Here is a 20,894-nt window from a genome sequence, read left to right on the forward strand (position 1 = left end):
TCCGCTTTTCTCTTGCAATCCCCTTCCGAAAGGATTTTCACCATGTCTCAGAACACCACCGCCACCCAGCCCCGCACCGTCCAGACCGCCGATCGCGGCAAACTCGATGTCCGCGCCCTCGTCCTGCTCGCCATCCTGCTCGCCGCCGGCTTCATCCTCAACTTCACCGTCGGCAAGGCAATCTCGGGCATCTCGGGCGGCATGATCAGCCCCGAGTTCATCATCTCGGCCTTCTGCCTCACCATCCTGGTCGTTCGCCCCAACATCGGCCAGGCGCTCGTCATTGGCCTCATCTCGGCTGCCGTGATCCAGATCACCACCACTTCGCCGTTCGTCGATTTTGCCGCCGAGGGCATCGCCGCCATGCTCATGGCCGGCATCGTCAACGCCGCCGGCAAGAACGGTCAGGTTAAGCCTGCCGTCGCCATCGTCGCTACCTTCGTGACCACCTTTGTCTCCGGCGTCATCTTCATGGTTATCAAGATGGCCATGCTTGGCGTGGTCGGCGAGCTCGCCGCCGCTATGTTGCCCGTCGTCGCCATGACCGCCGTCTTTAACGCCATTCTGGTCGGCGCCCTCTATCTGCCCATTCAGAAGGCCCTGAAGCTCAACTAACCTGCTCGGCTTTACGAGCCACCCCATCTTGGCGTTCATTCGTCGCTCGCGTACCCAAGTACGCTTCGCTCCCCTTTCGCGCCAACCTGGGGCCCCTCGTAAAGCGTCTCCGCACTCCACCAGCAAAGACTGTCCCAAACAGCTAGCTCTTGGGGACGTTCTTAAACGACTAGTCATTAAAGAACGTCCCCAATGACTATGAAAGGTATCCATGGAAACGATCATCAACGTCGACGATGTCTCGTTCTCCTATGGCACGCAGACCGAGCGGGCGCTCAGCCACATCTCGCTCAGCGTGAACAAGGGAGATTTCATCGGCATCATCGGGCCCTCGGGCGCCGGCAAGTCCACGCTTGCCGCCTGCCTGTCGGGTGCCGTGCCCCACCACTACACCGGCACGTTCTTTGGGGCCGTCATGGTTGACGGCCACGACACCTGCGAAGCCTCGCTCACCGACGTGTCGCAAATCGTCGGCAGTGTGCTGCAGGATATCGACACGCAGATGGTCGCTTCGGTCGTCGAGGATGAGATGCTCTTTGGCCTCGAGAACTTTGGCGTTCCCCACGACCAGATCGAGCAGCGCGTGAGCGAAACGCTCGAGACCGTCGGCATCAGCGACTTGCGCGACCGCGAGATCGCCACCCTCTCGGGCGGACAGAAGCAAAAGGTAGCCATCGCCGCCATCCTCGCCATGCGTCCGCGCGTCTTGGTTCTCGACGAGCCCACCGCGGCACTCGACCCCGCCAGCTCCACATTGGTCTTCGAGACGCTGCGTGAGGCAAACCGCGCACTTGGAATTACCATCGTCGTCGTTGAGCAAAAGGTCGCCCTGCTCTCGGAGTACTGCAACCGCGCGCTCGTGCTCAACCATGGCGAAATCGCGCTGCAGGGCGAACCACACGAGGTCTTCGCGCATACCGACGAGCTCCGTGCCATCGGCGTCGACTGCCCTCGCGTCACGCGTATCTTCAATAGCCTCGAGGCCGATGGCCTGGTAAGCGGTACCCCTTGCTTGGATGTCGACGAGGCCGAGCGCCTGATTTCGGGCATCGTCGACCCCGCACACGCGGCCAGCGAAGCCCAGGCGCCCGCCGGCTCCCCGCATGCACCGTCGTTGCGCCCTCATGCCAAGGACGCCGAGCCCGTGCTCACCTTCGATCACGTTGAGTTTGCCTATCCCAATGGCGGCGCCGCCGTCCACGACCTTAGCCTGACGCTCTATCCTGGCGAGCTCGTGGGCATCGTCGGCCAAAACGGTGCCGGCAAGACCACGCTCACCAAGCTGCTCACAGGCCTGCTCAAGCCCGCCTCGGGCAGCGTGCGCGTCACGGGGCTGGACACCGCAGCCGTTCCCACGAGCCGCATCGCCCGCGAAGTCGCAACCCTCTTCCAAAACCCCGACCGCCAGATCTGCAAGGATACCGTACTCGACGAGGTCGCTTTTGGCCTAGAGCTTGCCGGCATCGACCCTGCCGAGGCTCTGCGTCGCGCTCGACTCGTTATCGACCGCTTTGGCCTGCCTGCCGATGAGGCACCTTTCTCGCTTTCGCGCGGCCAGCGACAAATGGTGGCGCTTGCCTCCGTCGTAGTTGTTGAGCCCAAGATCGTCGTGCTCGACGAGCCCACGAGCGGCCTTGATTACCGCGAGTGCATGACCGTCATGGAAACGGTGCGCACCATGGCCGAGCGCGGCTGCGCCGTGATTATGGTCTGTCACGACATGGAAGTCGTTTCCGACTTTGCCGAGCGTATCGTAGTAATGGCCGACGGTCGCATCCTCGACCGCGGCCGCACGCACGAGCTATTCTCGAATATCGATCTCATGCGGCGTGCCTACGTGGAGCCTCCCCAGGTTATTGAACTCTCGCGCCGTCTGGCATCTTCCGTCTCGCCCGCTTTTGCACAGGTGAGCGAGGTCACCGATATCGTTCGCATTACCGAGGAGATGGTCCACCGTGGTTAACGTCATCGACTATATGCCGGGCGACACACTGCTGCACCGCTTGAACCCGGTCGTCAAACTGGGCCTTGCCGCCGCCATCATCATCGGCATCTTCCTGTCCGACACCTACGTGGCGCTGTTGGGCTTTTTGGCACTCACCCTCGCACTGGGCGCCTATGCCGGTGTCGTCGACCGTCTGCTCTCGCTACTCAAGCTGCTGATTCCGCTCGCACTTATCATGCTGGTGCTTCAGCTGGCCTTTATGCGCGACGGCAACATAGTGTGGGGCTTTATCACCGACACGGGCCTCATTACCGGATCGAAGGCCTGCCTACGCCTGTTGGGCGTGGCGCTGCCACTCATCCTCATGCTTATGGTGACCAAGCTCAACGACCTCGCCAACGCCTGCGTCGAGGTGCTGCACGTGCCGTATCGCTATGCCTTCACCTTTACCACGGCGCTACGCTTTGTGCCGGTGTTTGGTCAGGAGATGAACGCCATCATGGAAGCGCAGACCGCACGCGGCGTCGAGTACGACACCAAGAAACCCATCAAGAAGCTTAAGCTCATGCTGCCACTGTGCGTGCCACTGCTCATCTCGAGCGTGGGCAAGACCGATGCCACAGCCTTGGCGGCAGAACAGCGCGGCTTCTATCTGCGTACACGCGCCAGCTCGTACAAGCGCTACCCCATCAAGGGCCTGGACATCGCCGTGCTCATCGTCAGCATCGCCCTCATCGCCATCGGCTTCCTGTTCTAGTTCGCCACCGGCAGCAACCGCCCAACGCAAAAGGCCTCGGCTCGCACCAAACGAGCCGAGGCCTTTACTGTTTCATCAGATAAAACCTACCAAAATTAACCTGTCCCTTTTTGACAGGTCGGAAGCTAGAGGCGGTAGGGGGCGCCGCTGCGGATGATGGATTCGCGCACCAGGACATCCATGGCATCGAGGGTGATCTCGGGCATCTCTCGATACTTCTGCAGCACCGATAGCTCGGTGCAGGCCAGAATGACACGGTCGCAGCCGCTACGGGCGAACTCCCACATCACGCGGTCGAACTTATCCATATCGGGCTCACGTCCGGCTTTCACATCATCGTAGATAAGCGACATCACATCGTTCTGACGTTTCTCGCTGGGATAGACGACCTCAACACCCGCAGCCTCGCATTCGCGGCCGTAGACGCCCGCGCCCACGGTTCCGTCGGTGCCCATAATGCCAATCTTGTGCACCGGCTCGGCCGGCATACTCAGGTTGGGGTCGAACTCGCACTCCCCCATCACCGCACCCGCAAGGGCATAGCGCACCGACTCACGCGGCATGTGGATAATCGGCACCTTCGTAAACGACTGGATCTGGTCGTAGAAGTAGTGCGACGTGTTGCAGGGAATGGCAATGTGCGCACAGCCCAGCGACTCGAGTGCCTGGGCACACTCTTTCATGGTCGCCAGCAGCTTGGCATGCTCGCCGGTCTTAATGGCAAGCGTGCGGTCGGGCATGGTCGACTTGGAGAGCACCACCATGTCGATATGTTCCTGATCGCAGGCAGCAGCCGTATGGCGCACCACCTGGTCGTAGTAATACGACGTGGCCTCGGCGCCCATGCCGCCGATAACTCCCAGCTTTTCCATCGCCGCCTCCTTGGTGACGCCCACGCAATTGCTCGCATCATACCCGCGCCCGTCCGATGCAAGCCGGGCGGGCGCCGCGCTCATCTACTTGTAATACGTCTTGAACAGCTTAAAGTGACGCAGCTTGGTGTGCCACATGCGCAACCAGCGGTTAAAGACAAAATCGCCCTTCATAAACGAAGGATCGGCAGCCTTGCCCTCCTTGGCCAGACGGTGTGCCTTCGCACGCAGCTCGGGGTCCTTGACATACTTGTCAACGACGCCCATGGGGACGACCATCCACAGCGCCTCGTCCTGCGCCGTCACAAACTCCGGTTCAAACGGGCGGTTGAACACATACTCGTCCACCACATACTTGGCAACGTTAAAGCCGCTGTTGGTGACGTAGTAGTTGCTGCGGCCTTGGCGCGTGTTGAAATCGAAGAACTTAAACGAGCCGTCGCGCTCGTCGTACTTAACGTCAAAGTTGGAATAGCCCACAAAGTGAAGGTCCTCGAGCAACTTGCGCACGCCGCCCATGAGCTCGTCATTGGGCTCGGTGATGATACAGGCGTGGTTGCCGACACCGTGAGGCTGATGCTCCTCGAGCAGCACATGGCCCAGGCACATCATGCGCACCTTGCCGTTGCGGTCGGAATAGCTGGTGAGCACGCGCATGTACTCGTCGTTGCCGGGCACGCGATCCTGCAAGATCAAATCGTCGGTGTAGCCGCTGGCATACGAATCGCGAATGACCTGTTCCAGCTCGGCGCGGTCGGCAATCTCATAGGCCTTCTTCTGGCCCTCGAACTCGTGCTGCCACCACATGATGCCATCAGAAGGCTTCAGAATCATCGGGTAAGGAAAATCGATCTGGTCGAGCACTTCGGCAGGCGCCTCACCCTGGGCATTGAGCATCGCCATGGTGAAGGTAAAGGTATGCGGATAAGGCACGCCATGCTTCTCGCACAGCTCGTAGAAGATCTCCTTCTTCTGGCACTGCTCGAGCATGCTGTAGGGCGCGTAGGGAGCGACGATGTTATCCGCCAGCTCATGGGCATCCTTGGCCTGAGCCACGAGGGCAACGTAGTTGTCGCCACAGCCCACAAGGACAATCGTCTTGTCGGCATGCGCTTGGGCAATGCCGTTGACGGTCTTGAGCATCACGGGCATGGTGTCGATATCCACGTTGGGCGTGTAGTCGATAATCTGGCTGCGGTACGCGGGACCCGTCTGGTACTTGCCAAAGACCAGACTCTTGACCTGGTACTCCTCGTAGAAGGCGCGCGCCACCGAATAGGCGTTGATGTCGCCACCGAGCAGCACGGGAATGAACTCGCGCTCTGTAAATTGCAATGCCATGGAAACTTCCTATCATGAACTGCCCACACAACGGGCGGTCTTTGCGCAACTGATTTATTCTAGCGTGCCAAGCCGCCGACGCCAAAGCTCCACCGTATCTATGGCAATCGACGTAATCGTCCAGCACGAAGGCCGCACTCACCGCGATGGGACCTTGTAGTTGCAAAACCCCACGTGAGGGCAACTTTTACAGCCAAAACCCTCACAAACAGGGTGCCGTAACGTTAAAGTTGAACTCTATGGTTTCTCAACAATTCACCATTCCCGCAGGTCAAGGCCAAAGCCTCAAGTTCAACTTGACCCTTTAGAACCTTTAAGGTTCAAGTTGAGGTCGAAAGCAGTAGTAGAATACACCTCGACCAATAACCTACGATTGATTGCAGAGGGACTGGATGCAGCATTCGAACCATCGCACCGCAGCGCTCATCGCGTCGAAGCCGGCTCGTATCATCACGAGCGCCGCGCTCGCCGTCGCGCTGACGGCCACGCCGATGCTCTCCCCCGTCGCGGCCTATGCCGCCTCGCAGGCAACGCAGGATCAGCTTTCCGCAGCCCAGCAGAAGATCGAAGCCGCCACGAGCGCCTACAACGACGCCCGCACCAAACTCGATGACCTGCAAAAGCAGATTGACTCCAATGAGGCAAGCATCGAGGAAATCGAGGCTAAACTTCCCGAGCAGCAGGCCAAGGCAAGCTCCGCCATGCGCGATCTGTACAAGTATCAGAAAGGCACCAATCCCATCGTGAGCTTCCTGGTCAATGCGCAGAGCCTGGGTGAGTTCATCACGACCTGCAAATACACCAACCAGATCACGAGCTCGAGCGTCGACGAGATCGAAGAGCTCAATAATATGCAAACCGAACTCGAGCAGAACAAGGCCGAGCTCCAGCAGGCCAAGTCACAGCTTGAGGCAGAGCAGAAAAACGCCGAGGATGCGCTGGCGCAGGCCCAGCAGCTCCGCAGCGAGGCACAGGCAAAAGCCGAGCAGGAAAATGCCGCCGAGCTTGCCAAGCTTGAGGCCGATAAGGCCGCTGCCGCCGAGAAGCTCTCGGGCGAGGGCGTAAGCGGCGGCAATTCCAGCAGCCAGGCCACCAACACCAACACCACCATAGACACCACGGTGAACAACTCCAATACCGGTAGTTCCGATTACGATTCGTTCATTAATGAGTGGACGAGCCGCATCGACAATTATCTCGCCGGCTCCCCCATGGCAGGCCAGGGCTATAACTTTGCCGTCGCCGCTTGGAATACCGGTGTCGACCCCCGTTGGTCCCCCGCCATCGCCTGCATCGAGAGCACCAAGGGTGCTTATTGCGCCAATTCTTACAACGCCTGGGGCTGGAGTGCCCGTGGCGGCGGTTGGCGCAGCTTTGGCAGCTGGAGCGAGGGCATCTCCGCTCACGTTGCCTATCTGGGCGCCAACTACGGCTCCACCCTTACCCCGGCAGCGGCCAAAAAGTACTGCCCGCCCACGTGGCAGGACTGGTACAACAAAGTCGCCGCTCAGATGAACCGCATCTAGGTGCAACTGCAAAGGGCCCCAATGGGGCCCTTTCTTTTAGGTAGCGGAGGTATCGACGACGCCGGTCGCATTGGCAACCGCGACTATGACGATCATGCATAGGAGCAGCACACCCAATGCCTTGAGCCAGAGTTTCGCGAGTTTCTTGCCGCGATAGCTGTCGAGCAGTACGAATCGCCGACGAAGACGGCGCTTATCGAGCAGCGCAAAATGCATAAGCACCATAAGGCCATCGACAAAGAAAAAATACTCGATTATGAGAAGCCACGTCGGGTAGCCTTGGTTTGCTCCCGTGGGGTGAAAGACGGCAAAGTGACTTCCGGCAAAGAACACAAGTAGCGAGAAGCAGACAAGCGTATTCCAAATGCGCCCCAGAGACTCCGGAACGCGAGAGAGCAGACCGCATGCAGCGGAGGCGGCAGGCCTAGGAAGCCCTGCGGGGTTCTGGAGCCCTTGGGGCGTCAACACCGTCTCCGAGGCCGGAGTACGGACAGGCGCAGGCGCAGGAGGCCGCACGGGGCGACTCAGATCGTATGCCGCGCGCGTAGCCCGTCCCAACGCTTCCGCACTCGCAAAACGCTTAGCCGGGTCGAGCGCCATCGACATGCAGATGACATCGGCAAGTGGAGTGGGAATGCCACGCGCCTCGCATTGCTCGCGCATGTCGAGCCCTGGTTTAGGGTCGATTCCCGTCAAGCAGAAGAACAACAGGGCGCCAAGTGCGTAGACGTCGCTGCGCACACTCGTCTGCCCAAACCCATACTGCTCGGGCGGCGCATAGGGTCGCGTGCCAAACTTGACGGTGTCGGCATCGGCGCCATCGCGCCATACGCGCGCGATCCCCAAGTCGATAATCACCAGCGATGAAAACGTCAGGCCCTCATCGAGCGTACGGCTCGCACCTGTCACGATGATATTCGATGGCTTGAGGTCGCGATGGATCACCGGCGCCGACGTCTCCCCCGCCATTGCAAAACCGGCATGGAGCTCGCCCACGGCGTCGCAAAGGGCAGGATACAATTCACATGCATAATCGGGGGTGGCTCCCAGACGGTCCACCAGCACCCCGAGCGTCTCTCCTTCGATATATTCCATAACCACGTTAAGCTCGTCGCCCACACGACGGCAATCGACGATTCTGGGCAGGTGCTCAAAACGCCTGCCCGCCCGTTGAGCGGCAAACAGACGCTCGTATGCCCCGCCGATTTGAGCCGAAGCATCGATGCGTTTACGGACAAAGGGGCCGAGCGAACCACCGCCGGTTCCTTCAAAGTACACGAGCTCAGTTGTTTCAACGGACGAGCGCTTAAGTACACGCTCCACGCGATAGCTGTCGTCGCGATCGAGCGACGCCAGGTGCTCGGCAAGCGCTGCGGTCAGCTCGTCATCGGGATATGTTGGGGTCTGAGTATCCATAGCCTCCATCATAGCGCAGGGCGCAGACACCCCATGGCATCCGCGCCCCGTTCGTTTGCATCGTTGTTCGGCAGCTCCGCCGGCTCAGATATCAGCCGCTAACTCACCGTCTCCTCGCCAAAGCGATACAGCTCCTCGTTGACCTTTTGGAGGCTACACCCGCGATCGATGCAAAAGATGATAATCGCATCACGGCGATCCTTACAGTTAAGGACGCTTACCCCGGCAGCCGTCAGCGCACGGTTGGTCTCTTTGAGCGTCAGCGCCATCGCAAAGGCAATCTGCAGCACCTTATTGCGACTCGGGTGACGCGCACCAGTAAAGATCTGATAGCCAAAGGTCTCATTGAGATCGGCCATACGAACCACGCGCGAACGCTCCAAGCCCTTTTCCTGCAGCAGCTGCTTCAGATAGTCCGAAAGCGACGGGGCGGCAAAGTCGTGCTCCCTGATATAGCCATCGATGTTCGGCGCATCGAGAAGCTCGTTGAGCAACTCCTCGGTCAGCTTTTTATCGGGCATACGACTTCACCTCCCCCAGTGCATGCAACATGCTAGAAACCGCTTACGTCCGAACGCTCCCAGCTAGCAACCTGGTCGGGAGACACCGTACCCAGCGCCTCGAACTTCCAGGAGCCGCCCGCCTTCAGATGATTGGTGTTTGCAAGAGCCGTTCCAACCTGGTTGCCATCGGCATCATACAGAACATACTCAATCTGAATGTAGCTCTTTTCCTTGTCCGTGTTATTGGTCAGCGTGCCCGTGATCTTATAGGTAAACTGATTGGAAGTGTCTTCAGCCTCGTCAGCAATGGTATACGGTTCTTGCGGTTCTTTTTGCTCCTCAGCCTGCTGTGTCATCTCGGCAGGTTTTGCCGAATCGCTCGCAGACGAATCGGTTGAGTTGCCGCCCATAGAGCCCACGGCACCGACGATAACCAGCACCACGATGATGCCTAGGACAATCTTGCCGATCGGCTTCTTTCCCTCTTTTGCCATTATTCATCCTTCCTACGATCCGGCTACCGTGCCGGCACACAGCACATCGTAGGAAGGATTGAACTTGAATTCATTAGCTGAGAGCTAAGGTTGCGGTAAACGGCCAATGCAGTTGTCCAAGCGCCGAGCAAACGCACTTTGCGCGACCGTCTGCCAGTGGTGATCAACCCACCGTGACGGATTCCCCGGTAAAGGCACTGATCATCAACAGGACAAAGAAAACAAGGTAGCTGACACTCAGCAGGTACGCAATGATTAGAAAGATGACCCAGCCGACATTGGTTTTACCGTCGGCACGGCGTCGCTCGCGATTGCGGCAGAGCCAAATCGTCACGCCGATGGCAGTGATAAACAGTACGAGTGCCGCCGCAGCCAGCCCAGCAAGCGCAAACATCACGCCAATGCTCACAGCAATAACCGGGAGCAGCAGCAAGCCGCACCCACACCCACCAGGACTATACACGGCAGACTGTCGGCGTCGCTTCATCGCCGCGCCACCCCCATCATCTCTGAGCACTACAGTGCGATGGCCTGCTGAACAGGAACGATCTTATCGAGTTCCGGTTCGATCCGCCTTTTCTCGGCCTCAAGGTCAAACGCCATCTGAGCGCGCAGCCAATAACCATCCGTCAGGCCAAAATAACGGCAAAGACGGAGGTCGGTGTCGGCCGTCACGCGACGTTTTCCCAAGACAATCTGCCCGATACGCTGAGCCGGAATCCCGGTCTCTTTCGCAAGGCGATATTGAGAAATGCCCATGGGAACAAGAAACTCCTCTTTGAGAAGCTCACCAGGAGTCACTGGCGACAGCAAATCGGCCGAGGTCTCATCACTTGTGATAATCGACGATTTCGACATTCCAAGCCATCTCCTGTCTCCACTCAAAACAGACCCGATAGCGCTCGTTAACACGGATGCTATATTGCCCGGCACGATCGCCCTTCAAAGCTTCCAGGCGGTTGCCCGGTGGAACGCGAAGATCATCAAGCGAAGCACAAACCTGCAGTTGGCGAATCTTCCTCAACGCAACACGCTCAAAGGGCACGAACTTCCTGACCCGCACACCCATGGCAAAGCGTTCGGTATCCTCATCTTTATACGATGCAATCATAGTATCGCCTTACGTTAGTAACGTCAAACGTTTCTATAGACTTACATCTCTATTATATCGTACGTTTGTTCGTATTTTCTAGAACAAATAGTCCTTCACGCCTTAGTCAAGCAAAAGCAGTCGTTTGTAGACATCGAGACCTTTGAGCAGGATTTCCTCGTCAAAGAGCATGGTATCGGTATGCAGAGCGCTCGTGGCATAGGCGGGGCAGCCATCCGAATCGCTCGGGTTTTCTTGACCCTCCGGCACGCCCGTGCCCAGCAAGAAGAACACGCCCGGCAGATGACGCTGATAGAACGCGAAATCCTCGGCGATTAGCAGCGGCTCGTCCACAAGTTGCAGCTCGGACAAGGCAGGCGCAATGTGGGCGAACAGCTCGGGGTCGTTATCGACCGGCGGATAGCCCTCGGCAAAGTCGAGGTCGTACGTGCAGCCTGTTGCGGCGCAGGCCTCGTCCAACACGCGGCGCACGCCCTCGCGCGCACGGTCGAACATACCGTCCGTAAACACGCGCAGGCTGCCCGCGACATGGGCCTCCCCCGCCACCGCATTGCAGACGGTGCCAGCCTGCAGCAGGCCGAACTTACCAATGCAGGGCTCGTCGGTACCCAACTCGTCCATGAGCGCGCGCTCGGAAACCAAGAACTTGGCCGCTGCCAGCGCGGCATCATGCGATTCCTCGACCGGAACACCGTAGGTCTTGGCGATATGGATGCTCGCGCCATGGATATGAATGTGCGTCTCGCTTGAGCGCGCCAGCAGCGGACCGGAACAGCTCGCCAACGTTTTCGCAGGCAGGTCGGGCCATACGTGGAAGCCAAAGATGCGATCCGCCCCGTAGCGCTCGAATACGCCGCTCTCACACACCGTCTTGGCGCCACCGGTCGTTTCCTCGGCCGGCTGAAACACAAAGAGCACGTTGCGCTTGATGGCGCCCGGCTGCTCACGAATCGTGCGGTCGACAAAAGTCGCCGCCGCGAGCGCCATGGCCATGTGACCGTCGTGACCGCACGCATGCATCCTACCGGGATGGGTCGAGGCAAAGGCCGCGCCCGTTGCCTCCGCGATGGGCAGGGCGTCCATGTCGGCGCGAATCGCCGTGGCATGCGCGGCGCCCGTGCCGGCATCGAAGAAAGCGCAGACGCAGCTGGGGCACGGATGGGTCACCTCGCAGGCGAGCGGGGCGAGCACGCCCTCGATATAGGCGATGGTTTGCGGAAGATCGAAGTCGAGCTCCGGAATGCGATGGAGATCGCGGCGATAGCGACGGAGTTCTTGGAGCTCGGTCATAAAGGTTCCTTTCATAGGTGCGCGCCAGTTACCGTCTTATTGTGCCGCAAGATTGCCGCACCCTTGTTTCTAGCATATCCCTGCATTTTTTAAACGTTATATACGAATACTCTTGTTTGGTAAAGTGCAACGTGGTAGGGTCGTTACCACTTGATAGAGGCGCGGGCACGATGAGCCGCGGGCGAGTCGGCAGACTTTGACCCCGCGGGGAGGTGAAACCCGCCGAACTGGGTTTTTCGGGCACGAACAACCTGGTGGGCCTGCGGGAAACACCCGCAGGACTGTCTGCAGCAATGCGGGAGCGCTATCCGGACATTGGGTCCACGCTATGCGGATTCGATGCGCAGATGGCGCCGTCTGGATAGCGAGGTTTACGGGACATGGCATTGATCCCCAGCGAAGCGTATGCGGCCAAGCAGCCGTTTGTGGACAAGGAGACGCTCGAGCATATCGTCGAGCAGTTCCCCACGCCGTTTCATCTATACGACGAGGCGGGCATCCGCCGCAACATGCAAGAGGTGCGCGACGCCTTCGCATGGAACCCGGGCTTTAAGGAATACTTTGCCGTCAAAGCCAATCCCAACCCGGCGCTCATCTCCATCCTCAACGAATACGGCTGCGGCTGCGATTGTTCGAGCTATACCGAGCTCATGATCGCCCGCTCGCTGGGTATCACCGGCCACGACATCATGTTCTCGTCCAACGACACGCCGGCGGCGGACTTTGCCCTTGCAGATAAACTGGGCGCCATCGTAAACTTTGACGACATCAGCCACATCGAGTTCTTTGAGCGCGTCGCAGGCCCCATCCCCAAGACGGTCAGCTGCCGCTTTAATCCGGGCGGTCTGTTCCAGCTCTCCAACGGCATCATGGATAACCCCGGCGACTCCAAATACGGCATGACCACCGAGCAGCTCTTTGAGGCCTTTCGCACGCTCAAGGCCAAGGGCGCCGAGGACTTTGGCATCCACGCATTCCTTGCCAGCAACACCGTCACAAACGACTACTACCCCAAGCTCGCGCGCATCCTCTTTGAGCTTGCCGTGCGCCTGGAGCGCGAGACCGGCGCACACGTCGCCTTTATCAATCTGTCCGGCGGCGTCGGCATCCCCTACCTGCCCGAACAGCAGGCCAACGATATCCATGCCATCGGCGAAGGAGTGCATGCGGCCTACGACGAGATTCTGGTTCCCGCCGGCATGGGCGATGTGGCAATCTGCACCGAGATGGGCCGCTTTATGATGGGCCCCTACGGCTGCCTGGTCACCAAGGCCATCCACGAGAAGCAAATCTACAAGGACTATATCGGTGTCGACGCAAGCGCCGTCGATCTGATCCGCCCTGCCATGTATGGCGCCTACCACCACATTACGGTGATGGGCCAGCCGGGTGGCTCCGACAAGACCGCGGCGCCTGTCACAAACACGTACGACATTACGGGCAATCTGTGCGAGAACAACGACAAGTTCGCCATCGACCGCGAGCTACCGCGGGTCGACATGGGTGATGTGCTCGTGATCCACGATACCGGCGCGCATGGTTACTCCATGGGCTACAACTACAACGGGCGCCTGCGCTCCGCCGAGGTGCTGCTGCGCCCCGATGGCTCGGCCGACCTTATCCGCCGTGCCGAGCGCCCGGGCGATTACTTTGCCACGCTCGACGTGCTGCCGTGCGGCCGCGAGCTGCTGGCCAAGTCGCGCGCCGAAAGTGCCCGCCATCGTGCCCAGGACGAGCGCCTGGCGGTCGCCGCCCAATGGAACAAGCGCATCCAAATCGCGAGAGCGAAGGAGAAGAACATGGACATCCGCAATCTCGAGGGCTCAATCGTCGCCCTTGTGACGCCGTTTAAAAAAGACGGCAGCGTCGACTTTGACGCACTCGAGCGCCTTATCGATTTCCACCTGCAAAATGGCACCGACGCCATCCTCACCCTGGGCACCACCGGCGAGAGCGCCACGATGACCGACGACGAGGACAACTCCGTTGTCGCCGCGGTGGTCAAGCAGGTTGCAGGCCGTGTCCCCGTCATCGCCGGCTCGGGCTCCAACTCCACGCAGACCATGCTCACCAAGTCGCTCACCTATCAGGGCCTGGGCGCCGACGGCCTGCTGCTCATTACCCCCTACTACAACAAGTCCAACGAAGAGGGCATCTACCAGCACTTTAAGACCGTTGCCGATGCCGTAGATATCCCCTGCATCCTGTACAACATCCCCGGCCGCTGCGGCTGCGGCATCAGCGAGCGCAACGTAGAGCGCTTGGCCGCGCACCCCAACATCATGGGTATTAAGGAAGCCTCGGGCAACGTCGCCTACGCGGCCAAGATCGCTCACCTGCTGTCCGACGACTTCCGCATGTACTCAGGCGAGGACGCACTTACCGTACCGCTCATGAGCCTGGGCGCCTCGGGCACCATCAGCGTGTGGGCAGACATTCAGCCGCAGCTCGTGCACGACATGTGCCGCGCCTATCTGGACGGTGACGTGGAGCGCGCCCGCGATATCCAGATTGCCGGCCAGCCGCTCATCAACGCCCTCTTTAGCGAGGTCAACCCCATCCCCGTCAAGGAAGCACTCGCCCAGATGGGTATGATCGAAGCCAACTACCGCATGCCGCTGTGCCCCATGGCAGACGACACGCGTTCCGCACTTACCGATGCTCTGAAGGGAGCTGGTCTGCTTGATTAAGACCGTCATTATGGGAACGGGCCGCATGGGCTCGCTCATCCGCACTACCGCCGAAGGCATTGCCGACGCCTCCGGGCAGCCCGTTTTTGATATCGTGGCCCAGATCGGTTTTGACCTGTCCGAGCTCGAGAGCGCCCCGGCAGCCGACGTCATCATCGACTTCTCGAACGTCGTGACCTTCGATGCCGTCGTCGCCTATGTCGAGCGTACAGGCGCCGCGTTGGTCTCGGGCACCACGGGCTACACACCCGATCAGATGGACCGCCTGCGCGAGCTTGGTCAGAACGTCCGCGTCATGCACTCCGGCAATTACTCCATCGGTATCGCAGCCCTGCGTCATCTGGTAGCACAGGCCACACGCGAGCTGCCCGGCTTTGACTGCGAGATTGTCGAGACGCACCACAACCAAAAGGTCGACGCTCCCAGCGGCACCGCCAAGCTGCTACTCGACGCCGTGGTCGAGGCCGAGCCAGAGGCTGGCTATCATCCCGTCTACGGTCGCGAGGGCATGTGCGGCGTTCGCGATCCCAAGGAAATCGGCATGCACTCGCTGCGCGGCGGCACCGTCGCCGGCGTACACGAGGTGAGCTTCTTTGGCCAGGACGAGGAGGTCACGCTTAGCCATCGCGCTACGAGCCGCCAGATCTTTGTCAACGGCGCTCTGGCCGCCGCTCAAAAGCTCGTCGCCCGTGAACCCGGCTTCTATACGTTCGACCAGGTCATGTTTGCCTAACCAGGTATCAACCGAATCCGCCCAAAGGAGAGATAGCAAATGAGCAACGCAGCCGAGATGGATGCCCAGGAGATTATCAATTACATCGCCACCGCGCCTAAAAAGACGCCTGTCAAGCTGTATGTGCGCGAGAAGCCCGGCATGAAGGTTGCCTGGGGCGATGCGCACGTCTACGGCGGCCGTCGTGGCAAGACCGTCTTTGGCGACTGGGATGAGCTCAAGGCCATCCTCGATGCCAATGCCGATTCCATCGATTACTACGATGTGGAGAACGACTGCCGCAACTCCGCCGTGCCCATGCTCGACCTCAAGGGCATAAACGCCCGCATTGAGCCGGGCGCGATCATCCGCGACCGCGTCGAGATCGGTGACCGCGCTGTCATCATGATGGGCGCCATCATCAACATCGGCTCCGTTATCGGCGAGGGCTCCATGATCGATATGGGCGCCGTGCTGGGCGGCCGCGCCACCGTGGGCAAGAACTGCCACATCGGCGCCGGTACCGTGCTGGCAGGCGTCGTTGAGCCCGCGAGCGCCACGCCCGTCATCATCGAGGATGATGTCATGATTGGCGCCAACGCCGTGGTCCTGGAGGGCGTGCGCGTGGGCAAGGGTGCTGTCGTTGCCGCCGGCGCCGTATGCGTCGAGGACGTCCCCGCCGGCGCCGTCGTGGCCGGTGTCCCCGCCCGCGTCATCAAGATGCGCGATGAGAAAACCGACAGCAAGACCGGCCTCGAAGAGGGACTACGTCAGCTTTAATAGTTACGCGGTTTTACCAAGAAGGCCGAAGCCCCAAAGGGCTTTGGCCTTTTCGTTACGGTCAATCTACTCGAGCCGCTATCGATTCTCGATGCTGCCGATATTCTTGAGCTCGATGGAGATGAGGCCGTTGGGTTCGTTGACGAACTCGATGTACTCGGAGTTCGAACCCATCTCGGCCGGGAAGCTGATCTCGATACCCGTATCGGTACGAATCTTATGATTGCGCACCGCCGCGCGCTCGACCTGCTTGCGCTCCACGGGAACGCGCTCGGGAACCTTCTCCTCGGTCAGTGCCGCGCGCACACTTTCCTTGATGACCGGTTCGTCCTCAAAGACCTCATCGACGATATCCCAAGGCGGAAGCTCCTCGTCATCCTCGACCTTCTCGGCCACAGCGGCCTTAACCTTGGCGAGCGCCACGGCCGTGTTGGCGCCGTGCTCCTCGGCGACTTCCTCGACCACACGCGTCACGGTGTCGATGACCTCCTTGCCAGATACGCCCGTGTCGCACTGCAGCAGGCCATCGGGAATGAGCATGCGGTCTTCGCCGGCAATCTTGCGCTTCTTGTCTACGTAGCCGATCTCCATGGTGCTCGCGCGCACGATGGCATAGCTCGGCACCTTCTGCGAGGGGTTCGGCAGGATAGCGTAATGGCGCGCGATGTCGTTGCGCACCTCCCCCTCCTCGCGGCCCACTTCGTGCATAAAAGCCTGCTTGGAGCCCAGCAGCATCACGGCAAACCAGCGGGCATCCTCATCGTCGTCAAAATCGGCCACGAGCACGTCGGTGGACTCGGCTTTCTCGGCTTTGGTGAGCTCGGAGGAGATAAACTCCGCAATCTGCTGCGACAGGTCCACGAACTCGCGCTCGCCAAAGAAATAGCCCTTGAGCTCGCCGCCAAACGCAGAGTTCTCGGCAAACGTGGCGCGTTTATTGTCGGCCGAGGTACGTGCGCGGCGCAGATGCGTGGTCACGAAGTTGCGCACGGTACGACTCTCGATATCGAGCTCGCGCTGGCTCATAACGTTGACGGCAGAGTCAAAGTCCAGGATATGCAGAATCGCGTGATTGATTTTCATATACGGCATTCCGTTCTAGATCGATTTCGGCACGAACCAGTATAGCGGTCGAGCCCTCCCCGAGCGCATCGAAGATTGGTGCATCGGGGACAGGTTGCTTTGCACCAATGGCTAGCGCAAGAGCTCGGACTGCCAAGCCTCGAGCTGTTCTGCCAGACTCTTACCGGCGGCGGACATGTCGATCTGGGGTCGTTTGGGCAGCAGTGCGCGCTTAAGGATTGCCACGATGGTCTGCGAGACAAAGCGTCGTGTATCCTTGTCGAAACCTTGCGCAGTCTGGAGCATCACGGGCAGGCTCTCGCGCAGATTCCCAGCGATATCCGCAAACCGCTCAGCACCCGTAGCCTCAAACACGGAGAACAACGCATCTACAAAACGCTCGCGCTCGCTAGGCCCCACTGCAAGCAGCATCTCGCGAATGGAGCCATCAACGTATCGAGCACCGGCGGACAGGCGCTCACAGTACACGAAGTCGCGACCATCAACCACCCAGCTAAAGGGATTGTGCTGCAGCAGGCTGAACTCGGTGCTCTCAACGATGGCATAGTCCTCCTGCGTCTCGAACATCATGCCAAAGATCGACGACCGAGGTAGCGTCTTATCGATGCGGCCGGAAAGATCGGCAAAGGCGTTGCCGTTCAGAAACTCCTCGACGAAGCCAGGACCATCATGGGAATACACCCGTTCGATTCGCTCACGGGCGACATCGGAGCACATCGCCGCACCGTACACCGCAAGGTTTCCACCCTTGGAATGACCTCCGCACAAAAGTGGCCCGTCAATCGCATCCACCGCCTCGTCCACATAACGCGCCGCGGATTCCTGGGCCGGCACAGGACACCGGAATGCCATGTTAAAGTCCTCTTTCCAGCCCACAATCGTACTGTCGGTCCCCCGGAAGGAAAGATAGCTAAACCCCGCCGGAAATCGGAACGTCATAGCCGCAAACTGCTCCGTCGTCTCGGCATTACTCACGGTACGATAGCCGCAAACACGAACGCCACGGAAGCGAGGGCTTGCTGCCACAGCCTCCAACAAGGCCCTGCTCCCCTCCGGATCCCACAGGTCGCCAATCATGTCCCGATAGCACTCGGCACGCAGCAGCTCGCGTACGTCCAGTCCCTGCCAGCCGGTAAGCTCCGGCATATCCCCCGGCAAACGCAGATATGACAGCCATGCAAACACCAGGCTATCAACCGCGCAGAACGACCGTTCCTCAAACGGATCAAACGCCGTCTGGGCATAGGTCAAAAAATTAGGCGAATCCGACATGGCTCTCCCATCAACAATGGTGCAAAGCAACCTGTCCCCCCTTGCACCAAAAAGGCGCCCGGGTCGCGTGGACCCAGACGCCTTCATTGTAGCTTGCTGGCAAACGAGCCTAATCTAGCAGGAGAAGTCGACGCTGTCGATGATGTCCTTGAGGGCCTTTGCAGAGGCGGTGAGCTCATGCTGCTCGTCATCGTTCAGCGGCACGGGGACGCGGCAGACGACGCCGTCGCGGCCGACGACGGTCGGCATGGAGATGGCAAGATCGGACAGGCCATACTCGCCCACCATGAGCGAGGAGACGGGCAGAACGGTCTGCTCATCGCGCATGACGGCGGTGCAGATGCGCTTGACGGCCATGGCGACGCCATAGTAGGTGGCGTGCTTCTTCTCGATGATGGTGTAGGCGGAGTTCTTGACGTCCTCGGCGATGCGCTTCTCGGCAGCCTCATGCTCCAGATGACCGTGAAGCTCGCAGAAAGTGTTCAGCGGCACGCCGGCAACCTGGGCGCTGGACCAAGCGACAAACTCAGAGTCGCCGTGCTCACCCATGACATAGGCCTGGACATCGCGCGGGTCAACCTCGACGTGGGCACCAAGCATCTGCTGCAGACGGCCAGTGTCGAGCACGGTGCCGGAGCCGATGACATGGCCCTCGGGCAGGCCGGACATCTTGATGGCGGCATAGGTCAGAACATCGACCGGGTTGGAGACAATGAGCAGAATGCCGTCGAAGCCAGACTTCTTAATCTCGGGAATAATGGACTTAAAGATGTTGACGTTCTTGTTGACCAGGTCCAGACGGGTCTCACCGGGCTTCTGGGCAGCGCCAGCGGTGACGACGATCATGGCGGCGTCGGCGACATCGGAATAATCGCCGGCGTAGATCTTCATCGGCTCGGCAAACGTCATGCCGTGCGCGATATCCAGGGCCTCACCCTCGGCGCGGTTCTTGTCCACGTCGATGAGGACCATCTCGGAGAACAGACCGCTCTGCATCAGCGCGAACGCCGAAGACGAACCGACGAAACCGCAGCCGACAATAGCGACCTTCTTCTCGTTAACCATTAGAAACTCCCATCTCTCTCTCCACAAACAAGCCACCCGGGAACGACCCGAGCGGCTTGTCGTAATCCCAATACATCCAATCGGAACTTTGATTATGCTCCTATTCGCAGCCAAAAATCGACCGTTTACCGAAATTGTTTGCAGGATTCGTAAAATAACTGTACGAAATCGGTTTCGAGCTATTGACGAGTCGAAACAGGTTTCTAATACAGACCCGCCTCGCGGATGGCCTCGACAGCCAAAGCAATCTGATCGGGCGGCAGGACCAGCGCCATGCGCACGTGCCCCTCGCCCGAAGGACCAAAGCTCGCGCCCGGCGTCACCACAACGCCGGCCTTCTCCATGAGCTCCTCGCAAAACGCCATGGAATCGGTGCGACCACCGGGAAGCTTGGCCCACACAAACATAGAGCCATGCGCGTTGGGACGCTCCCAGCCCAGGCCCTCAAGACCGTCGCACAGGGCATCGCGGCGCTCCTGGTACTTCAGACGCTGCGCCTCGACCTCATCGCGCGGACCGTTCAGGCAGGCGATAGCAGCCTTCTGGATCGGGAAGAACATACCAAAGTCGATCTGGCCGCGCAGCTTGGCAAAGGCCGAGACCACATCCTCGCGACCGACCAAAAAGCCGATACGCGCACCGGTGACGTTAAACGACTTGGAGAGCGAGAAGAACTCAACGCCCACCTCGAGCGCGCCGGGATACTGCAAGAAGCTGCCGCCCGGCTCGCCGTCGAACACGATGTCGGAGTATGCGTTGTCGTGAACGATGAGCAGGTCGTGCTCGCGGGCGAAAGCGATGATCTCCTCGTAGACCTCGGGCGTGCCCACCGAGCCCACCGGGTTGGCGGGCAGCGACACAATCATGTACTTGGCACGATCGGCCACCTCGGGATCGATACCCGCCACATAGGGCAGGTAATTGTGCTCCGCCACCAGCGGATAGTACTCGAGCTTGGCATCGGCGATCTTGGCACCTGCCTCAAAGACCGGGTAGCACGGATCGGGAACCAGAATGGTGTCACCCGGATCGAGCAGGGCAAGGCCCAAATGGCCAACGCCCTCCTGCGTGCCGTTGCACGACTGCACCATAGACGGCGTAATGCCCGAAACGCCAAAGCGACGCTCGTAGTAATCGCACACGGCTTGCTTGAGTTCGGGCAGGTCGCGCAGGGCATACTTCCACATCTCGGGGTCCTGGGCCGCTTGCGTGAGCGCCTCGACCACGTGGTCGTACGGCTTAAAGTCGGGCGTGCCCACGCTCATGTTGTAAATGGTCTTGCCCTGAGCCTTCAGCGCAAGCAGTTTGTTGTTGAGCGAGGCGAAGACCTCCGCGCCAAAGCGGTCGAGACGCTGCGATGCCTGCATGGTGCCACCTTTCGATATGAAAAACGCGGCGCTCCGACAAGAGCGCCGCGCGATA

General features: G+C 59.8%; 20 protein-coding genes and 1 riboswitch. Of the genes, 7 read left to right on the top strand and 13 right to left on the bottom strand.

Annotation, left to right across the window (positions count from 1 at the left end; all coding sequences use genetic code 11):
* Positions 1 to 42: 42 nt before the first annotated feature.
* The 3 genes from DXC79_RS05375 to DXC79_RS05385 all read left to right on the top strand — a co-directional run bounded on the left by DXC79_RS05375 (position 43) and on the right by DXC79_RS05385 (position 3,317).
* Positions 43 to 615 (top strand): hypothetical protein, encoded by a 573-nt coding sequence (locus tag DXC79_RS05375; protein ID WP_117635404.1) that lies wholly within the window; start codon positions 43 to 45, stop codon positions 613 to 615.
* Between the two features lie 211 nt (positions 616 to 826).
* Positions 827 to 2,578, top strand: coding sequence for an ABC transporter ATP-binding protein (locus DXC79_RS05380; RefSeq protein ID WP_117635405.1), 1,752 nt, complete (start codon positions 827 to 829; stop codon positions 2,576 to 2,578).
* Positions 2,571 to 3,317: an energy-coupling factor transporter transmembrane protein EcfT gene (locus DXC79_RS05385; RefSeq protein ID WP_117635406.1), complete on the top strand. Its 747-nt coding sequence runs from the start codon at positions 2,571 to 2,573 to the stop codon at positions 3,315 to 3,317. Before DXC79_RS05380 ends, DXC79_RS05385 begins: the two co-directional genes overlap by 8 nt.
* A gap of 125 nt (positions 3,318 to 3,442) precedes the next feature.
* Here the strand turns inward: DXC79_RS05385 and DXC79_RS05390 are convergent, their stop codons facing one another.
* Together DXC79_RS05390 and DXC79_RS05395 are read right to left on the bottom strand one after the other, a co-directional pair.
* Positions 3,443 to 4,189 (bottom strand): aspartate/glutamate racemase family protein, encoded by a 747-nt coding sequence (locus DXC79_RS05390; protein ID WP_055287235.1) that lies wholly within the window; start codon positions 4,187 to 4,189, stop codon positions 3,443 to 3,445.
* A gap of 84 nt (positions 4,190 to 4,273) precedes the next feature.
* On the bottom strand, positions 4,274 to 5,530 hold the full coding sequence (locus tag DXC79_RS05395; protein WP_117635408.1) for an ATP-grasp domain-containing protein: 1,257 nt from the start codon (positions 5,528 to 5,530) through the stop codon (positions 4,274 to 4,276).
* Between the two features lie 392 nt (positions 5,531 to 5,922).
* Here DXC79_RS05395 and DXC79_RS05400 point away from each other — a divergent pair, with 392 nt between their 5' ends.
* Positions 5,923 to 7,056 (top strand): glucosaminidase domain-containing protein, encoded by a 1,134-nt coding sequence (locus DXC79_RS05400; RefSeq protein ID WP_117635409.1) that lies wholly within the window; start codon positions 5,923 to 5,925, stop codon positions 7,054 to 7,056.
* 36 nt (positions 7,057 to 7,092) lie between these two features.
* On the opposite strand, the gene DXC79_RS05405 is transcribed toward DXC79_RS05400, so the two are convergent.
* The 7 genes from DXC79_RS05405 to DXC79_RS05435 all read right to left on the bottom strand — a co-directional run bounded on the left by DXC79_RS05405 (position 7,093) and on the right by DXC79_RS05435 (position 11,870).
* Positions 7,093 to 8,472 (bottom strand): protein kinase, encoded by a 1,380-nt coding sequence (locus DXC79_RS05405; protein WP_158550971.1) that lies wholly within the window; start codon positions 8,470 to 8,472, stop codon positions 7,093 to 7,095.
* A 98-nt stretch (positions 8,473 to 8,570) separates the two neighbouring features.
* A complete protein-coding gene (locus DXC79_RS05410) occupies positions 8,571 to 8,993 on the bottom strand; it encodes an XRE family transcriptional regulator (RefSeq protein ID WP_117635411.1) in 423 nt (140 codons plus the stop codon).
* Positions 8,994 to 9,025: 32 nt separating this feature from the next.
* Positions 9,026 to 9,469, bottom strand: a complete 444-nt coding sequence (locus DXC79_RS05415; protein ID WP_117635412.1) for an FxLYD domain-containing protein — start codon at positions 9,467 to 9,469, stop codon at positions 9,026 to 9,028.
* Positions 9,470 to 9,632: 163 nt separating this feature from the next.
* Positions 9,633 to 9,956, bottom strand: coding sequence for a hypothetical protein (locus DXC79_RS05420; RefSeq protein WP_158550972.1), 324 nt, complete (start codon positions 9,954 to 9,956; stop codon positions 9,633 to 9,635).
* A gap of 29 nt (positions 9,957 to 9,985) precedes the next feature.
* Entirely contained in the window at positions 9,986 to 10,327 is a 342-nt protein-coding gene (locus DXC79_RS05425) for a HigA family addiction module antitoxin (RefSeq protein WP_117635414.1), read from the bottom strand.
* Complete coding sequence (locus DXC79_RS05430; RefSeq protein WP_117635415.1) at positions 10,299 to 10,580, bottom strand: type II toxin-antitoxin system RelE/ParE family toxin; 282 nt, start codon at positions 10,578 to 10,580, stop codon at positions 10,299 to 10,301. Before DXC79_RS05430 ends, DXC79_RS05425 begins: the two co-directional genes overlap by 29 nt.
* A 102-nt stretch (positions 10,581 to 10,682) precedes the next feature.
* Entirely contained in the window at positions 10,683 to 11,870 is a 1,188-nt protein-coding gene (locus tag DXC79_RS05435; protein ID WP_117635416.1) for an amidohydrolase, read from the bottom strand.
* A 146-nt stretch (positions 11,871 to 12,016) separates the two neighbouring features.
* Positions 12,017 to 12,185, top strand: a riboswitch (Lysine riboswitch).
* 65 nt (positions 12,186 to 12,250) lie between these two features.
* Between DXC79_RS05435 and dapA the strand changes: the two genes are divergently transcribed.
* From dapA to dapD, 3 genes are read left to right on the top strand one after another with little or no spacing between them, the layout of a single operon-like run.
* Positions 12,251 to 14,560, top strand: a complete 2,310-nt coding sequence (gene dapA / locus DXC79_RS10180; RefSeq protein ID WP_117635417.1) for a 4-hydroxy-tetrahydrodipicolinate synthase — start codon at positions 12,251 to 12,253, stop codon at positions 14,558 to 14,560.
* Positions 14,553 to 15,293: a 4-hydroxy-tetrahydrodipicolinate reductase gene (dapB, locus tag DXC79_RS05445; protein WP_199408651.1), complete on the top strand. Its 741-nt coding sequence runs from the start codon at positions 14,553 to 14,555 to the stop codon at positions 15,291 to 15,293. The genes dapA and dapB overlap by 8 nt, the downstream gene beginning before the upstream one ends.
* A gap of 39 nt (positions 15,294 to 15,332) precedes the next feature.
* The gene (gene dapD, locus DXC79_RS05450) at positions 15,333 to 16,052 is read left to right on the top strand and encodes a 2,3,4,5-tetrahydropyridine-2,6-dicarboxylate N-acetyltransferase (RefSeq protein WP_082437754.1); all 720 of its coding nucleotides are present in this window, start codon (positions 15,333 to 15,335) and stop codon (positions 16,050 to 16,052) included.
* 78 nt (positions 16,053 to 16,130) lie between these two features.
* Here dapD and DXC79_RS05455 read toward each other — a convergent pair whose 3' ends face one another.
* The 4 genes from DXC79_RS05455 to DXC79_RS05470 form a co-directional block, all read right to left on the bottom strand.
* Complete coding sequence (locus DXC79_RS05455) at positions 16,131 to 17,135, bottom strand: nucleoid-associated protein (RefSeq protein WP_022094136.1); 1,005 nt, start codon at positions 17,133 to 17,135, stop codon at positions 16,131 to 16,133.
* A gap of 111 nt (positions 17,136 to 17,246) precedes the next feature.
* A complete protein-coding gene (locus DXC79_RS05460) occupies positions 17,247 to 18,407 on the bottom strand; it encodes a DUF2974 domain-containing protein (protein WP_117635418.1) in 1,161 nt (386 codons plus the stop codon).
* A 114-nt stretch (positions 18,408 to 18,521) separates the two neighbouring features.
* A complete protein-coding gene (locus DXC79_RS05465) occupies positions 18,522 to 19,472 on the bottom strand; it encodes an L-lactate dehydrogenase (RefSeq protein ID WP_006234343.1) in 951 nt (316 codons plus the stop codon).
* Positions 19,473 to 19,675: 203 nt separating this feature from the next.
* Positions 19,676 to 20,839 carry a pyridoxal phosphate-dependent aminotransferase gene (locus DXC79_RS05470; RefSeq protein ID WP_006234344.1) on the bottom strand — a complete coding sequence of 388 codons (1,164 nt, stop codon included), beginning with the start codon at positions 20,837 to 20,839 and terminating at the stop codon, positions 19,676 to 19,678.
* Positions 20,840 to 20,894 lie beyond the last annotated feature (55 nt).

It is taken from the genome of Collinsella sp. TF08-11AT (assembly GCF_003437035.1).
Taxonomy (GTDB): Bacteria; Actinomycetota; Coriobacteriia; order Coriobacteriales; family Coriobacteriaceae; genus Collinsella.

Coding starts and splice junctions, on each gene's coding strand:
- DXC79_RS05375 (WP_117635404.1), top strand. CDS start 43: ATGTCTCAGAACACCACCGCCACCCAGCCCCGCACCGTCCAGACCGCC.
- DXC79_RS05380 (WP_117635405.1), top strand. CDS start 827: ATGGAAACGATCATCAACGTCGACGATGTCTCGTTCTCCTATGGCACG.
- DXC79_RS05390 (WP_055287235.1), bottom strand. CDS start 4,189: ATGGAAAAGCTGGGAGTTATCGGCGGCATGGGCGCCGAGGCCACGTCG.
- DXC79_RS05395 (WP_117635408.1), bottom strand. CDS start 5,530: ATGGCATTGCAATTTACAGAGCGCGAGTTCATTCCCGTGCTGCTCGGT.
- DXC79_RS05400 (WP_117635409.1), top strand. CDS start 5,923: ATGCAGCATTCGAACCATCGCACCGCAGCGCTCATCGCGTCGAAGCCG.
- DXC79_RS05405 (WP_158550971.1), bottom strand. CDS start 8,472: ATGGATACTCAGACCCCAACATATCCCGATGACGAGCTGACCGCAGCG.
- DXC79_RS05410 (WP_117635411.1), bottom strand. CDS start 8,993: ATGCCCGATAAAAAGCTGACCGAGGAGTTGCTCAACGAGCTTCTCGAT.
- DXC79_RS05415 (WP_117635412.1), bottom strand. CDS start 9,469: ATGGCAAAAGAGGGAAAGAAGCCGATCGGCAAGATTGTCCTAGGCATC.
- DXC79_RS05420 (WP_158550972.1), bottom strand. CDS start 9,956: ATGAAGCGACGCCGACAGTCTGCCGTGTATAGTCCTGGTGGGTGTGGG.
- DXC79_RS05425 (WP_117635414.1), bottom strand. CDS start 10,327: ATGTCGAAATCGTCGATTATCACAAGTGATGAGACCTCGGCCGATTTG.
- DXC79_RS05430 (WP_117635415.1), bottom strand. CDS start 10,580: ATGATTGCATCGTATAAAGATGAGGATACCGAACGCTTTGCCATGGGT.
- DXC79_RS05435 (WP_117635416.1), bottom strand. CDS start 11,870: ATGACCGAGCTCCAAGAACTCCGTCGCTATCGCCGCGATCTCCATCGC.
- dapA (WP_117635417.1), top strand. CDS start 12,251: ATGGCATTGATCCCCAGCGAAGCGTATGCGGCCAAGCAGCCGTTTGTG.
- dapD (WP_082437754.1), top strand. CDS start 15,333: ATGAGCAACGCAGCCGAGATGGATGCCCAGGAGATTATCAATTACATC.
- DXC79_RS05455 (WP_022094136.1), bottom strand. CDS start 17,135: ATGAAAATCAATCACGCGATTCTGCATATCCTGGACTTTGACTCTGCC.
- DXC79_RS05460 (WP_117635418.1), bottom strand. CDS start 18,407: ATGTCGGATTCGCCTAATTTTTTGACCTATGCCCAGACGGCGTTTGAT.
- DXC79_RS05465 (WP_006234343.1), bottom strand. CDS start 19,472: ATGGTTAACGAGAAGAAGGTCGCTATTGTCGGCTGCGGTTTCGTCGGT.
- DXC79_RS05470 (WP_006234344.1), bottom strand. CDS start 20,839: ATGCAGGCATCGCAGCGTCTCGACCGCTTTGGCGCGGAGGTCTTCGCC.